The organism is Pseudomonas rustica (assembly GCF_049959085.1).
GTDB classification, from domain to species: domain Bacteria; phylum Pseudomonadota; class Gammaproteobacteria; order Pseudomonadales; family Pseudomonadaceae; genus Aquipseudomonas; species Aquipseudomonas rustica.
This window is the reverse complement of sequence record NZ_CP188200.1, coordinates 2,211,999-2,226,803: the sequence shown is the minus strand read 5'-3', so window position 1 is coordinate 2,226,803 and position 14,805 is coordinate 2,211,999. Positions and strand designations below refer to the sequence as shown.

At 55.8% G+C, this 14,805-nt stretch carries 9 protein-coding genes; 4 read left to right on the top strand and 5 right to left on the bottom strand.

Going from position 1 to position 14,805, the window contains the following annotated elements; all coding sequences use genetic code 11:
* The first annotated feature begins 199 nt into the window (after nucleotides 1-199).
* Both ACP3TY_RS10395 and ACP3TY_RS10390 read left to right on the top strand, forming a co-directional pair.
* Nucleotides 200-1,858: a nitrite/sulfite reductase gene (locus ACP3TY_RS10395; RefSeq protein ID WP_426619896.1), complete on the top strand. Its 1,659-nt coding sequence runs from the start codon at nucleotides 200-202 to the stop codon at nucleotides 1,856-1,858.
* Complete coding sequence (locus ACP3TY_RS10390; protein WP_008080464.1) at nucleotides 1,842-2,336, top strand: DUF934 domain-containing protein; 495 nt, start codon at nucleotides 1,842-1,844, stop codon at nucleotides 2,334-2,336. Before ACP3TY_RS10395 ends, ACP3TY_RS10390 begins: the two co-directional genes overlap by 17 nt.
* An 81-nt stretch (nucleotides 2,337-2,417) precedes the next feature.
* Here ACP3TY_RS10390 and ACP3TY_RS10385 read toward each other — a convergent pair whose 3' ends face one another.
* The 3 genes from ACP3TY_RS10385 to sohB form a co-directional block, all read right to left on the bottom strand.
* The gene (locus ACP3TY_RS10385) at nucleotides 2,418-7,262 is read right to left on the bottom strand and encodes an NEL-type E3 ubiquitin ligase domain-containing protein (protein WP_426619895.1); all 4,845 of its coding nucleotides are present in this window, start codon (nucleotides 7,260-7,262) and stop codon (nucleotides 2,418-2,420) included.
* Complete coding sequence (locus ACP3TY_RS10380; RefSeq protein WP_426619894.1) at nucleotides 7,259-11,116, bottom strand: dermonecrotic toxin domain-containing protein; 3,858 nt, start codon at nucleotides 11,114-11,116, stop codon at nucleotides 7,259-7,261. The genes ACP3TY_RS10385 and ACP3TY_RS10380 overlap by 4 nt, the downstream gene beginning before the upstream one ends.
* Before the next feature lie 206 nt (nucleotides 11,117-11,322).
* Nucleotides 11,323-12,354 (bottom strand): protease SohB, encoded by a 1,032-nt coding sequence (gene sohB, locus ACP3TY_RS10375; protein WP_426619893.1) that lies wholly within the window; start codon nucleotides 12,352-12,354, stop codon nucleotides 11,323-11,325.
* Nucleotides 12,355-12,558: 204 nt separating this feature from the next.
* On the opposite strand from sohB, the gene ACP3TY_RS10370 reads away from it, so the two are divergent.
* Entirely contained in the window at nucleotides 12,559-13,269 is a 711-nt protein-coding gene (locus ACP3TY_RS10370) for a histidine phosphatase family protein (protein WP_212551522.1), read from the top strand.
* A gap of 65 nt (nucleotides 13,270-13,334) precedes the next feature.
* Complete coding sequence (locus ACP3TY_RS10365) at nucleotides 13,335-13,652, top strand: SCP2 sterol-binding domain-containing protein (protein WP_053120860.1); 318 nt, start codon at nucleotides 13,335-13,337, stop codon at nucleotides 13,650-13,652.
* A 72-nt stretch (nucleotides 13,653-13,724) separates the two neighbouring features.
* Here ACP3TY_RS10365 and ACP3TY_RS10360 read toward each other — a convergent pair whose 3' ends face one another.
* Complete coding sequence (locus tag ACP3TY_RS10360; RefSeq protein ID WP_053120862.1) at nucleotides 13,725-14,228, bottom strand: RES family NAD+ phosphorylase; 504 nt, start codon at nucleotides 14,226-14,228, stop codon at nucleotides 13,725-13,727.
* Complete coding sequence (locus tag ACP3TY_RS10355) at nucleotides 14,225-14,701, bottom strand: antitoxin Xre/MbcA/ParS toxin-binding domain-containing protein (protein ID WP_053120865.1); 477 nt, start codon at nucleotides 14,699-14,701, stop codon at nucleotides 14,225-14,227. The genes ACP3TY_RS10360 and ACP3TY_RS10355 overlap by 4 nt, the downstream gene beginning before the upstream one ends.
* Nucleotides 14,702-14,805 lie beyond the last annotated feature (104 nt).

The following is a 14,805-nucleotide window of genomic DNA, read 5'->3' as shown; positions in this document are numbered from 1 at the left end:
CAGTGATTCTCGTTAGGCGTTTTGGTTCTTTACATATACTCAAACATCACTTTTGCGCATAACCCCAAACAGGTATATTGCCCCGGCTCCGTTAGGGAGAGCGCGGCCGTGCGCGCAGAATTGCAGAGGCACAATCGGACTCCGGCAAGCGAAAACGCAGTGCTACTCCGAATGGCCCAAGCCTGAGAACAGGACTTATATGTACGTATACGACGAGTACGATCAGCGGATCATCGAGGACCGCGTCAAGCAGTTCCGTGATCAGACCCGACGCTATCTGGCAGGTGAGCTGAGCGAAGAAGAATTCCGCCCCCTGCGCCTGCAAAATGGCCTCTACATCCAGCGTTTTGCGCCGATGTTGCGTGTGGCGGTGCCTTACGGCCAGCTGACTTCGCGTCAGATGCGCATGATGGCCAAGATTGCCCGCGACTACGACAAGGGCTACGCCCACATCAGTACGCGGCAGAACGTGCAGTTCAACTGGCCGGCGGTGGAAGACATTCCGGACATTCTGGCTGAACTGGCCACCGTGCAGATGCACGCGATCCAGACCAGCGGTAACTGCCTGCGCAACGTCACCACCGACCAGTTCGCCGGTGTCGCCGCCGACGAAGTGATCGATCCGCGCCCATGGTGCGAGATCGTCCGTCAGTGGACGACGTTCCACCCGGAATTCGCCTACCTGCCGCGCAAATTCAAAATCGCCGTCAACGGTTCGACCGCTGACCGCGCCGCCATTGAAGTCCACGACATCGGCCTTGAGCCGGTGCACAACGCCGCTGGCGAACTGGGCTTCCGTGTGCTGGTCGGCGGTGGCCTCGGTCGTACGCCGGTGGTTGGCGCGTTCATCAACGAGTTCCTGCCATGGCAGGATCTGTTGAGCTACCTCGACGCCATTCTGCGTGTGTACAACCGCTACGGCCGTCGCGACAACAAGTACAAGGCGCGGATCAAGATCCTCGTCAAAGCGCTCACGCCTGAAGTGTTCGCGCAGAAAGTCGACGCGGAAATGGAACACCTGCGCGGTGGCCAGACCACGCTGACCGAAGCCGAGCTGCAGCGTGTGGCCAAGCACTTCGTCGATCCGGACTACAAGGCCCTGGAAAACCAGACCGCTCAGTTGGCCGACCTCGACAAAGAGCATCCGGGTTTCGCCCGCTGGCGCACCCGCAACACCTTGGCGCACAAGAAGCCGGGTTATGTCGCCGTGACCCTGTCGCTGAAACCGACCGGCGTTGCCCCGGGCGACATCACCGACAAGCAGCTCGACGCCGTCGCCGATCTGGCCGACCGCTACAGCTTCGGTCAACTGCGCACATCGCACGAACAGAACATCATTCTCGCCGACGTTGAGCAGAGCCAGTTGTTCACCCTGTGGGGCGAGTTGCGCGAAGGCGGTTTCGCCACGCCAAACATTGGTTTGCTGACCGACATCATCTGCTGCCCTGGCGGTGATTTCTGCTCGCTGGCCAACGCCAAGTCGATCCCGATTGCCGAATCGATCCAGCGCTGTTTCGACGACCTGGATTATCTGTTCGACATCGGTGAGCTGGATCTGAACATCTCCGGTTGCATGAACGCCTGTGGTCACCACCACGTCGGCCACATCGGCATCCTCGGCGTGGACAAGAAAGGCGAAGAGTTCTATCAGGTCTCCCTCGGCGGCAGCGCCAGCCGTGATGCGAGCCTGGGCAAGATCCTCGGCCCATCCTTCGCTCAGGAAGTCATGCCTGACGTGATCTCGAAGCTGATCGACGTGTACGTTGAACAACGTACCGAAGACGAGCGCTTCATTGACACTTATCAGCGTATTGGCATCGACCTCTTCAAGGAACGCGTCTATGCAGCGAATCATTAAGAACAACGAAGTCGTCGACGAAACTTGGCACTTGCTGCCAAAAGATTTCAACATCGACGAGATCAGCAATTGCGACGACTTGATCGTGCCGTTGCAACTGTGGCGTGAACACAGCCGCATGCTCAAGGCCCGCGACGGCGGCCTGGGTGTCTGGCTGGACGCTGACGAAGAAGCCGAAGAAATCGGTGAAGACGTTGCCGAGTTTCAGGTGATTGCCCTGAACTTCCCGGCGTTCACTGACGGCCGCAACTACTCCAACGCCCGTTTGCTGCGTGACCGTTACGGTTTCAAAGGCGAACTGCGCGCGATTGGCGACGTACTGCGCGACCAACTGTTCTACATGCACCGCTGCGGTTTCGACGCCTTCGCTGTGCGCCCGGACAAAGACCCTTACGAAGCCCTTGAAGGTCTCAAGGATTTCTCGGTGACCTATCAGGCCGCCACCGACGAACCGCTGCCGCTGTTCCGTCGCCGCTAACCCGCGTTAGCCGTAACACCCGAATCTGAAACCGGAGCTGATCCGGTTTCAGATTTTTTATTGCCTGTTGTTTGATATGGGCTAATCAGCAGGCCCGAACGTTGGTACTTCAACAGGTGCCAAATGAGCTGTAAAACGATCCAGCGCAGCTTGAGTCAATCGATTGAACAGCGCCTTACGTAGATTGCCGTTATTCTCGGCTATGGCGGCCATCCGAAATGAAAGCTGCTCTCGGCTCAAATGCGTTAAACGGTCAAGTTCTAGCAATGCGAGCCTGGAACCTATTTCTATTTCGTCGAACAATTCGCTGTAGGCCCTCTCCAGGTATTCACCCCAGACGGGATGGGTCTTGAGCGAGTCCAACAACTCCGTCCCCTGCTCCGCTTGAATGACCTGCCGATAAACTTCATCAGCCGTTTGCGTGGAAACGTCCACGTCCAGGCGCTCGTTGATAGCAGTGGGTTGGCCAAGAAGATCAAGGCGTTGAGCCAGCCTCATTCGAAGCACAAAACTGATTTGCCCGGCTTCTTCGTTCGTCACCGATTGTATTTTCTGAAGGGCAATGACGTGCTTATAGGCCAGCTTCTCGACCAATCGCAAACGAAACAGGCTGCGCAACAAGCGCACAAACTGACGTTCCAGCAGGACATTACCCACTTGTGCAGCGCCCAAGGCTCGGTAACACAGAACGGTAACGGCCAGGTCACTGAACAGCAATGAGCAATCATCAATGCTGCGGGCATCCTTTTCGGCTATACGAAACAGCGATCTGCGCAATGCTGTGTCTTGGGAGGCTGATTCAATAACGCCCCAGACTCGCTCACGCAGATTGTTAAATGCCACGCGATAATCAACGGTGTATTGCAGGCGGATCAGCAAGGCGAAGAAACATCTGGAATTTGGTTGCAGGAACAATGCGCGCCACAGGCTACGCCGGCTCACTAGCAACTCTTCGGTTACACCTGTCAGCCAGATCGAGCTCATGGAAACATCGAGCAATACCCGCGCAACCAGATCCGATTGCCCTGCCTGGAGGAGCCCGAGACTGATTTCGTTGAGTTGCTGGTATTTCGAAAGACGATTCAGAGAGTCTTCGGAAAGAGGGTTTCCGCGTATATCAGTACCGCGATTCAGAAGGTCGGCGTTGACCAGTACGTTTTGCGGGACGTATTCAATCTGATTGTCGCGCAGATCCAGTGTCCGCAAATTCGGCAGTCCCGCCGTGCCGTTTGGCCATTCGTTGATTCCCGTATTACGCAGACCAAGGTGTTCGAGTAAAGGCAGACGGGAGACATCGGGACAACGACCCAGGTCGGGATTGAAACTGAGTTCCAGGCGCTTTAATGAGCTCATTCCTGCCAACTGCCCCACCGACAGCTCTGTCAGATGAATGCGGTTTTCACTCAGATCCAGTGTTTCAAGGCTTTTCATCTCGCTGATGGCGGCTGGAAGACGCGTCAGTTCGGTGCCAATTAGGGACAGGACGCGTACGTTGCTGAATCCTGCGAGAAACCCGCTGAGACCCATTCCAGTGGCCACTCGATCCATGATCAGCGCGCCAACGTGGCTGAAATCAGCCGTAAGGTGCGGTAGATCGCCGATCAGTAGCGCCGGCAAAGACAGCTCATAGAGGCCTCCGTCCAGCGTTAACATCCGAGGCGTTTCTCGACGCCAGCATCGAATGATCTGAATCGCGGTGCGAAACCTGGCCAGTTTAGTCACTTTGACTCGCGGCGCATCTGGCCCTTGATACCAGCTATCACGCACCACCCATCTCTGTAGCGTTTCACGCAGATTGAAAAATTCCACCCGTAGCTGCTCGAGTCGTCGAAGTACCATCAGCTCGTCGTCACCCAGACGCTGGAGAAACTGATTGATCTGTTCATGGGAATACGCCGGATAAAGCTCCTGTGCTCTTTGCTGCAGTACGGTAGTGTCGGCACTGATCCTGTTTCCAACGGACGCTTGGCGCAAAGGTTTTTGTTGAACACGATCGGCCAGACGCATTGGTGATTTGTAACCATGGCGGATGGGCGAATTGCTCAACGCCAGATGAGCAAACTCGCGCCGCTGAAGGGCCATTGTGGTGATTTTCTCCCGCAACGTTGTGGCGCCATCGGCGCCGGCGACGCCCAAAGCTGTGCGGCGGTTCGGTGACAAGCCTTGCCAGAGAGCCTGAAAGAAATGCTCACGTGTCCGCCCCGGCAGCAAGGTGACGCGTTCGAACTTTTTGTCCAGCACCTCGTAGGCATACCCATGGGCGAGAATCTGAAAATGCTCTCTTGCTGATTCATTCCCGAGTTCAGCCAGCACATCCTCTGTTCGCGTGCCATCAAGTATCTGAACGTGAATGCCAGCGCTCCACCCGGGAAGATTTTCCAGTGCATCCAACACCAGTCGGCCAGTGTCTGTTGTACTTGCAGCATCGAGGTAAAAACCTTCGAAAGCGCGGTTTTCGCGCACCACCTGCAAATAGCGCCGAGCCTCCTCGGCCTGGCGAAGCGGCACATGCCCCGCCTCCAACTCAAGTAGCTCATGAGCATCGGCATACCACACCAACTCATTGGCAAAAGCACCAGGCAAGTCAGGAAACAGATCCACCAGCAATGCAGACTGTTGGCTCAATGTAGGCCTGTTACGTTCATAAATAATTTGGATCAGATTGAAATTGTTGTCGATGGCGTGCTCAAGCACTATCTGACGCAGAGCCTCTTCCCCCCCTTCAGCGGCACTGACAGCCGAGAGCAGATGGTCGCGCTCCGACTCTTTAAGAGCCACCAGCACATCGCGGTAGAAATAACCTTTACTGAAAGCGTCGCGACTCACTTTGATATATCGGGTAACTGCCGCTCCCGATGAAAAGCTTTTGAGTGTCTGCCCAGTAAAATCGGTCATGTTCAATGCCGTATGCGCGGGCCACCGTGGCAGGGATGCCAGCAGATAAAGCTGCAGTTCTAGATCTGCCTGCAAAGCCGTCTGCAGCGTTTTCATCTGCGTGATAAAGCTGTTCACATACAGATCGGCATTGAACCGTTGTACGGTATCGTTCAATGCTGCGGGCGGGCTCCGGAGCTCGAGGATTGCCTGACGCAATTCATTTTCATGCACGCCGCTAGCGGTCATTGCCTCCATTATCAAAGCATCATCCAGTTGCGCCTCGCTGTAACCAAGACGCCTCAGCAGCGTCAGGCGATCCCATTCCTGCGGTAGCTCGGCATCATGACGCCAAGCGCCGGAACCATTGGTTTCAAGCAGAGGTGCGTACTCGTTCGGCAGTCGCGAGGGAGGCTGGAGTTCCCACATTTCAGTATCGAGTTGCGGGCGCACGGCATACAGATAAGATCCCAGTTTCAAATAGGCTTGTCCCGCCAGCCGACGCAGGCCCATTTCATCGGTTTTCAGCCAGGAGGGTAAGGCGATCGTCTGACGATAGGGTGCTATGTCCGGATCCCACAATCGCATTTTTCCGCTGGACATTTTGATTTGACGGAGCCGCGCAATTACCCCGTCGCTCTTGAGGGTTTTATACGCGGCGGAGATACCGGCCTGCCCCCCGGCGAGCACCGTAGCGAGGATCAGGTTCTCCATTGTGTCGAAGAAATACTCAGTCGCCTGTTCCTGGTCGCCTTGCACCCAGCTTTCGATACCGAGGTAAACACCTTGCAGTAACTGGAATGCGGTGACCGCCAGCAGAACTTCACCGACCCCCGGAATAAATGACGCCGCAAACAGTGCCAGATCAATGCCTACCGTTTCGTAGGTTTCAAGCCGAGCCAGTCGCTCTTTTTCATCTTCATCGCCTGTCGGCACCACCAACCGGCGCGCGTTGCTCTTGACCAATGCAAGGCGGTGTAGAAAAAGACCAGTCAATCCGTCCCCGCTCATGTCCAGGGTGGTGAGTCGTAAAACGGTCGCTTTTTTGGGCAAGGGAGATGCATTGGATGGCTCAAGCAGACGCGCTTTTATCTCGGTACGAAAAACGACTTGCTCCTCCAGTGCAACGAATCGTAAAAAGTACTCAAGGAATTCCGGATGCCAGAACCGAGCGCTCAGTCGAACCTCCAGCCTAAAAAAATCTGCAAACTCCTGAAGGGGTTGCTCACGATTACCCGGGAGGTAGAGGATCCAGCGTTTGTCATCAGTTTTCAGCTGAAGAACCATCACCCCGTAGATCGTGCAGTCCAGCAACTTGAGGGAGTGAAAACTGAATGCCTCCTGAGAGAACCCGTCAGCGTCACTTTGCGCCAAAGCGCCCCGTAATCGCTGATGGGTATCTGCCGAGATGTACTGTTTCATCAGAGAAAGCTGCATATCGACTTCAAGACTGCGTCGCGAATGAGTCACGCAGGCTTTTTGCGCCAGCGGATCACTCTCAAATATCTGCGTCAGATGTTCCTGATATTGCTTTCCAAAATCCTGGTTTCGACATAAAAGCGCAAACTCATGGGGTTTTATTGGCAAAACACGGTTGCCTTGCCCGGGGATGTGTTCTGGCAAGTAAATCAGCGAGTCAGCATGATAGTTATCGGCGGTTGTTTCGCCTGATGTGAAGTTTTCGCAGGCTGCCCGCACGAGATCCCTGGCTAATGGAAGAACTAGCTTGCGCCTCAGTCCCAGCAGGCTGGATGTAGATCTGACGTGCTGAAAAACGCCACCCGTGATATCCAGTGACTCCTTGAGTTTTTCGGACAATGCCCGCGTTAACTTTACGGTGACAAAACGATCGGGGTCTTGCAGTTTCTCGAATACGTTGCGCGCCTTGTCTTTAGAGGCAAAACTGGCGATCAACGTGTCATACAGTGCTTTTCGTTGTGCAGAACTGCTTAGCGTGAACCACGCCGGTAACTCCGCGCTCTTGAAGAATTCGAAGAAAACGCCTTGCTCGTGAGGTGTCATTGCGACACCCGGTATCGTATTGATCGTCATGATTGTGCCCCCCCATCGATCGGCGCCCTTCTGACTGGAGACGGAATAAACGCGGAGATTCGCTCTTCAATCCGTAAAAAATCAGTGAATGGGTCACTGCCTTCTGGCGGTGACAACTGCAAATCCTGAAACAGGTACCGACACAGTTCGCTAGATGAATCCATCTCCTCAATCATGTGCCAGACACGACCCTGCAACGGCGCATAGTTAACGAAGTAATCTGCAGTACGCGCCATCGTTCCGAAAATACCGAAGAGGCGCTCACTTCCAGATTGAGAGGCAATCCGCGACCAACTCGCGCTGAGTTCGACAGCTCGCTCGGCGCGTAATCCGGTGACCCATGAATCTGGCAGATACAAGGTATGCGTCGGTGCAGCCAGCCACACGTTAATACCGGTCTGCTGTCGATGTTCAACCACCCAGCGCAAACTATCCAGGTCGATTAGCGGGTTACCCGAGAGCAATAAATTGCCCTCAACCACAGACTGTTTTCGAACAGTTTCCGGAATGCGAAGCAAGTGGTTGTCACGCAAATCCAGACGTTCCAGGTAGGGAATGTCGAAGATGCCAATGGGACTTACCGTGAGGCCGGATGCGCGTAAATTGATCTGACGCAATTGCGGCATGTCCACCAACAAGGGGGGAATGCCTAGCGGGTTATCGCTCATATCGATGTAGCGCAGCTGCTTCAACCCGGCAACTTGCCCCGCCGTGGCTTCCGTCAATGTCAGACCGGTGGAGCGCAGATTGAGCACCTCCAGCTGACTCATCTGGCCAATCGCTGGCGGCAATGTACCGACTTCCTGTCCAAGCGCATTGAACAAACGCAGATCGACGTCCTTCATGTTCAACCAGCGCAGGTTGGGAAAACACTCAAGAAAGCCATTGAGACTGCCCCGCTGAGCAAGATGGAAGCCAGGCATGGACAGCGATATCACGTCACGAAACTTGATGTTGATTTGCGGCAGGCTGTACATCGGGTCAAACGCCATGTCCAGATGGAAACCGACAAACTGGCCACTCTCAAATACCAGGCTCTCCGGGCCGCTACGCCCTTGCCAAATGGAGATCAGTTCATCAGCGAGCTCGTAACGGTTCTCTCGCTCCCGATCCATTCGGTTTTCGATGCGAGCGTCGTTTTCGTCTTCAATTTCAACAAGGCCCATGCCCCGCGACAGCCCCTCCTCTTCGGTCAGCAGTTCGACGTCCATATCATGGATATCCCAATGGATGTCTTCGATCCACTCGCTGATATCAGCACCCAACTGCTCCATTTGCAGTCTCAGTCGATCGATTTCAATTTGTGCACCGTCTCCAAAAATCCTCAGGAACTCATCCGCCTGGGCATCGGAAATGGCTGGATAGAGCTCTTTGACCTCAAGCCGCATCACTTGACGGGAAAACTCGGCGTTTTGTGCGGTTGCGGGAAAGCCACCACCTCGCAATCCGGAAAAGTGAAAACTCGCCCCGGAATCCATCCGGTGCAGTCCAATCATCAATTCGGAGTGCGTGAGCGCACCTTCGCGGATCTTCGCCTGAAAATCCGCGAGTTGATGTTCGATACGCAAGCCAATTGCCACGCGCTGTTCAGCCGTCAACGCATTGAGCAGGCACTGTTCGAAGGGCACATTGGGCGTCTTGATCAATTGTATTTTCAAGGTTGCAGAGGGCAGTCCGATGCTGTCGACGATCCGGCTGCCGATGCCCCCCTCCAGTACTTCGATTCGCATGTGCAAAGGCCAGCCGGACAAGCGCTCGAGCGTGTGTAGCACCAGCACATCGTTGTCGACGCTGCTCGTCGACTGAAGATAAAGCCCCTCGTAGGCGCGACAGGTTCGGATGTGCTGCTCATACTGGCGCGCCTTGTCACTCAACCGGGCAAAAACGCGCTTGATGTCCTCCAAGGTATGCGGCGCATCGATGTCGATCCCGGAACGGTCGAGGAACTGCTCCACCGCGCATTTCGGAAGCGTTGGGTATTGCTGACGAAACAGCTGGATCCACGGATTGTCCGAGTGCTGCAAGGCTTCATAACGCTGGCGAAACAGTTCGGCCCTGTCGTGCTGCACCTGGCCGGCTTCAACCGAGCCCTCCGGAAGCGCATCTGCGGCTTGTTGCAAATCCTGATCGATCGCAAAACGGTCGATGGTGTCCTGCAAAATAGGTGTTGGCGCTCGCCCGTCTGTCTGAAGCAGTCGTAGAGCATCGTCGCTGACGCCACTGACATGGCGAATCTGCAACAAAACGTCGTGGCTGAATCGCTCGACGCTTGGCCCGATGCCGCGCATCAGGGCAATGCGCTCGGCAACGGGCACGGTTACCGGTGACTCAGTCGCCACGGCGGTATCTTCGGAGCCTACCGGTGTCATGACCCGCTCATGCGGTACGCTTTTGATGCTTGCCTGCTCAGTGGCCGCAGTCGCCCCGGCAGTCAACAGCGGCAGCGCATTCAGCAAACCGAATACAGTACGGGTGATGCCTTGCGACCGTTCGGTTGAGGTCGTTGCATCAACCGTTTCCGCCAACCCGTAACCGGCATCGATAAGACCCGCCAGTGCCAGCAAGCCCTCGCCACCGGGGATCAATAAAGCCAGCGGCCCGTAACGATTGAGCCATTGCACCAGCGGCTCGATCACTGCGCTCAATTGCTCGCGATTGACCTGGGCATCGTCATGGATCGTGGCGATGCTGTCGAGCGCGGCCTGTTTCATCGCGAGTACCATCTGCGCGAAAGGGTCTGTGTCGACCGTGACTTTCTGCAGGTTTATATATTCAGCCGGATCCCAGTAACCATCGTTGTTGAAAAAACCGGCAGACGTGGTCAGAAGATGCTGGCGAGGGAACATCGCCATCCCCTGCAAAGCGGTGACAACACCGGCGTGCAGAATGCCATCGGCCCGTTCATCTTCGATGTAGTGCGCCGCCAAAGCTTGAGTTGTTTCGCTGGTGCCTGCGGCCTGTACCACCCACCGTCGTAATGCTTGCAGGTCGACGAATTCGTGAAAAGGTGATGAGTTACCGGGGATATACAGCAACCTGCGATCGAGACCGGGCTGACCGAAGCACCAGATATCAATCGAGTCGTAGCGGTAGATTCGCAATCGACTGAATTCGATCTCTCTCGAAGCGACAAATCGCCCTTGCAGTTGCTCAAGCGTGAGCGTTTGCCAGGCTTGCTGCGCGTCCGCCCCGGCACCGCGCAATGCCAATTTTAGTCCCTCGTCCGAGAGGCTGTGTTCTTGATGCTGCAAATACGCAGCCATGACATAAGCTGACTTGACCCCTGTTTTTAATGGATACCCGTCGGTTGCATTGATGTCTGTGTCGGATGGCCAGGTCTGATTGACGTAGTCGCCGTAGCGGGTCTTCAGCTCCAGCGTCCAGACCCAGCGTTTGAAATCATGAGGTGTCAGCGCCAGTTGTGTATCCGATGCATAGCGCTGGGGGATGGTTTGGCGGTAGATGCCTTCGTAGTCGCGATGACCGCCGCCGGGAAACGACGCCTCATCGATCTCGGCAATGGCAATTTCTGGCCCTACCGATGGTGGGGTGTATAGACCAAAAGCCGTTTCGCCAAAGCGCCCGGCGCCGACCGTTTGCTGGTTGGTCATGGCCGCCTGTAGCAGGCTCTCGGTTCTGATCAGACGGCCTTGATGAATGCCATTGAGCGAGGGATAACCACGAAAATCATATTGCAGATACGCCAGTTGTGACGTCGTCGGGGCAATGTCCTTGCCCCAGCGATTCTCGATCAAGTTACGGGTGAAGCGGGTGGCACTGCGTGGCAGCGCTGTTTCCAGTTCCGAGGCCCACTGCTCATGTCTGAGCCGGCGGTTTTCTCCGTTCTCCGTCATTCTCTGCAATCCTTTGCATCGCTATAGGAGTTATCAGCCTATAGGGTGCGCGGCGAGAAAAATGCAGGACGTTTCCGCGATGGGCGAGGAAAATTCGCTAGGGGTGGTGGGTGTTCAAGATCAAAAGATCGCAGCCTGCGGCAGCTCCTACATGGGGATATCTGTAGGCGCTGCCGCAGGCTGCGATTTTTGCGGACGTGCCGCTATTACCAGAAGCGTTGTTGGGTCAAACGACTCCACCAGCTCAGCAACACGCGATCCACCGAACTGCTGGCCGCCATGCCGATGCGCTCTTGCAGGCTTTTACGCTCGGCGTAATGCAGGTGATAAACCTCGGACTTCTTCGCACGTTCTGCCAAGTACTCATCGCTGGTCTTGAGTTCATCGACCAGTTGCTTATCCAGCGCCGCAACACCCAGCCAGACTTCACCAGTAGCCACTTCGTCGATCGCCAGTTGCGGGCGATAGCGTGACACGAAGTTCTTGAACAGTTGGTGAGTGATGTCGAGGTCTTCCTGGAATTTCTCGCGGCCCTTCTCGGTGTTTTCGCCAAACACGGTCAGGGTGCGTTTGTATTCGCCGGCGGTCAGCACTTCGAAATCGATGTCGTGCTTCTTCAGCAGGCGATTGACGTTGGGCAACTGCGCGACCACACCAATCGAGCCGAGGATCGCAAACGGCGCGCTAATAATCTTCTCGCCAATGCACGCCATCATGTAACCCCCACTCGCGGCCACCTTATCGATGCACACGGTCAGCGGCACGCCGGCTTCGCGGATACGCGCCAGTTGCGAGGACGCCAGGCCATAGCTGTGCACCATGCCACCGCCACTTTCGAGACGCAGGACGACTTCGTCTTTCGGTGTCGCGAGAGTCAACAGTGCAGTGATTTCATGACGCAGGCTTTCGGTGGCCGAGGCTTTGATATCGCCGTCGAAATCCAGCACAAACACCCGCGCTTTGGCGTCAGGTTTGTTCTTTTGTTTCTTCTCGGTTTTCTCGGCTTTGGCCTGGCCCTTGCGCAGCGCCTTGAGCTGATCCTTGTCGAGCAATGTCTGCTCCAGGCGTTCACGCAGGCCCTTATAGAAATCATTGAGCTTGCTGACCTGCAACTGACCGGCCGATTTGCGCCGGCCCTTGCTGCGCAACGCGGCAAAACTGGCGAGCACCACCAGAATGGCGATCACCAAAGTAACGGTCTTGGCCAGGAAACTGGCGTATTCGGTGAAAAACTCCACAGAGACTCCTTAAAACAATGCGCGGATGCGAAACACACGCGGGATGACGCCAGCATACCCATGCACCGGCCCGTCGGCCAGCCGTGAAACCTCTGGCAACACGCCTGTAACGGGCATTTCAAACAAGCGTATGTTTTTTCATTGACAGCTCTCCATCATCCTCATAACCTCGCCAAACCTTCAACGTACCGGGATGACGCGGACGTGGGCAGCATCTATCTGATTCGACATGGCCAGGCCTCCTTTGGTGCGGACGACTATGACGTCCTGTCGCCGACCGGTGTACGCCAGGCAGAAATCCTCGGTCAGCACCTCGCTGAACTGGGGATCAGCTTTGATCGTTGCATTGCCGGAGACCTGCGTCGTCAGCAACACACGGCCACCAGCGCACTGGAGCAGTTCAGCGCTAAAGGCCTCAATGTGCCAACGCTGGAAACCGATGCCGCGTTCAACGAGTTCGATGCCGACGCGGTGATCCGCGCCCTGCTCCCGGCGATGCTGGAAGACGAGCCGGAGGCGATCGACATCCTGCGTAATGCCGCGCAAAACCGTGGCGAGTTCCAGCGTATTTTTGCCCTGATCATCGAGCGCTGGCTGGCTGGCACGTACGACACGCCGGGGCTGGAAAGCTGGCTGGGGTTTGTCGAGCGGGTTCAGGGCGGGCTGCATCGCATTCTCGATCTGGCGGACAAAAACCAGAAAATCGCCGTGTTCACTTCCGGCGGCACCATCACTGCCCTGCTCCACCTCATTACACAAATGCCTGCCAGACAGGCCTTCGAACTGAATTGGCAAATCGTCAACACCTCGCTCAGCCAGCTGAAATTCCGCGGCCGCGAGGTGGCTCTGGCTTCCTTCAACAGCCATGCACACCTGCAACTGTTGAAGGCCCCGGAACTCATCACTTTTCGCTGAGTCCGGATGACTGTGACCCTTGCTGTAACCACCCAGCTCCTATGACCCAAAAAAAGGATCGAACCATGACCTCCGTAGCTGATGCCGTAAAAGCAATGCAAGCCAAGTTCAACCCAGCCGCTGCTGCCGGTCTGGATCTGGTCTTCGGTTTCAACATCACTGACGAAGACAAGCAATACTCGCTGATCGTCAAAGACGGCACCTGCGACATCCAGGAAGGCGAAAACCCGGACGCCAACTGCACGCTGGTGCTGGACAGCGAAACCCTGAAAGGTATCGTCAGCGGCGAAACCGACGGCATGCAGGCTTTCATGGGCGGCAAGCTGCGCGTTGAAGGCGACATGATGCTGTCGATGAAACTGTCCGAACTGTTCCCTGCTTAATAGCAGCGTTCAGCGACACAAAAATCCCGCCCTTTGTGGCGGGATTTTTGCGTTCATGAGTTGGAGAAATGGTCAGTTCAGCGCCAACTCTTCCAACAATCGGGTATCCAGGCCGAAACGCTCCTGCGAGATCATGCGGAACTGCCCTTCGGCCAACTCGCAGCTCACCAGCAAATTCCATGAGTGCCGGGTCGCCGCCGAGGGCACCAGCAAGAAAGGGTGTTCGGCGAGTAACGCATCGGCAAAATCTTGCTGATTCGGTGAAGTCCGTGCAGGACTCATCCAGTAGGGATTCGGCAATTCTTCCGGCTGGACGACCCGAACCAGGGCCTGATCGGATATCTCAAAGCACGTAAGGACATGGGGTTTTGTATCCAGACGATTAAAACTGCCGTGTGCCGCCACTTCGAGAATGGCCGTGGACGGATCGACTGACGCGTATACAACACGCCGTCCCGGACGGTTCCAGCGTCCCCCCTTACGCTCGGAGCCAATGCCACTGCTCCACGTGCATTTGTAGGCTTCCGGGTCGACACGCCAGGCAAACCAGCGATCATCCCAAGGCAGCGGGTTCATTGATAAACCCCGTATTTTGTCCGGTGCAGGTAGGCGTCGACCACTTGATAACCGAAAGGATTCTCGACCAGTTCAATAGGCTTGTAGCCGTTGAGCCATTTGGTCGGCTTGCGCAACCATTCTTCGGCCTCCGCCTGACCGTCGAAGACCTCGGTGGCAACTTCCAGCACATGGGCATATTGAAAGGCAACCATGCTTTGTTGCTGGCTGAGCAGGAAGGGTTTGCTGTCTTTGAGCAAGCGCCGCACGGTTCGGATGGATTTGCCGGTGATCATCTGAACAAGCTCACCCTCCTGGTAAAGCTCAGAGGTGGCGATCAGATTGACGACGTCCTGCAGTTCGAAACCTTGCTGCGTGTACCGGATGATAAACATAGGGTCTTCACCCCACTCCCTGCCGCGCAAGAGTACGTCGACAGGTTTGCCTTCGACCCGCTTCAGCCCCGTAAACCGAAGCGGTTTAGCAGTGGACATCGCATTGGCCTCCGAGGGGCACCTGGCTCGAACATCGCGCCAAAAATAGCGAGGGTGATAACGCGCTGCGTCGTTTTCAACGTGTATGTTTTGCATAATCCATC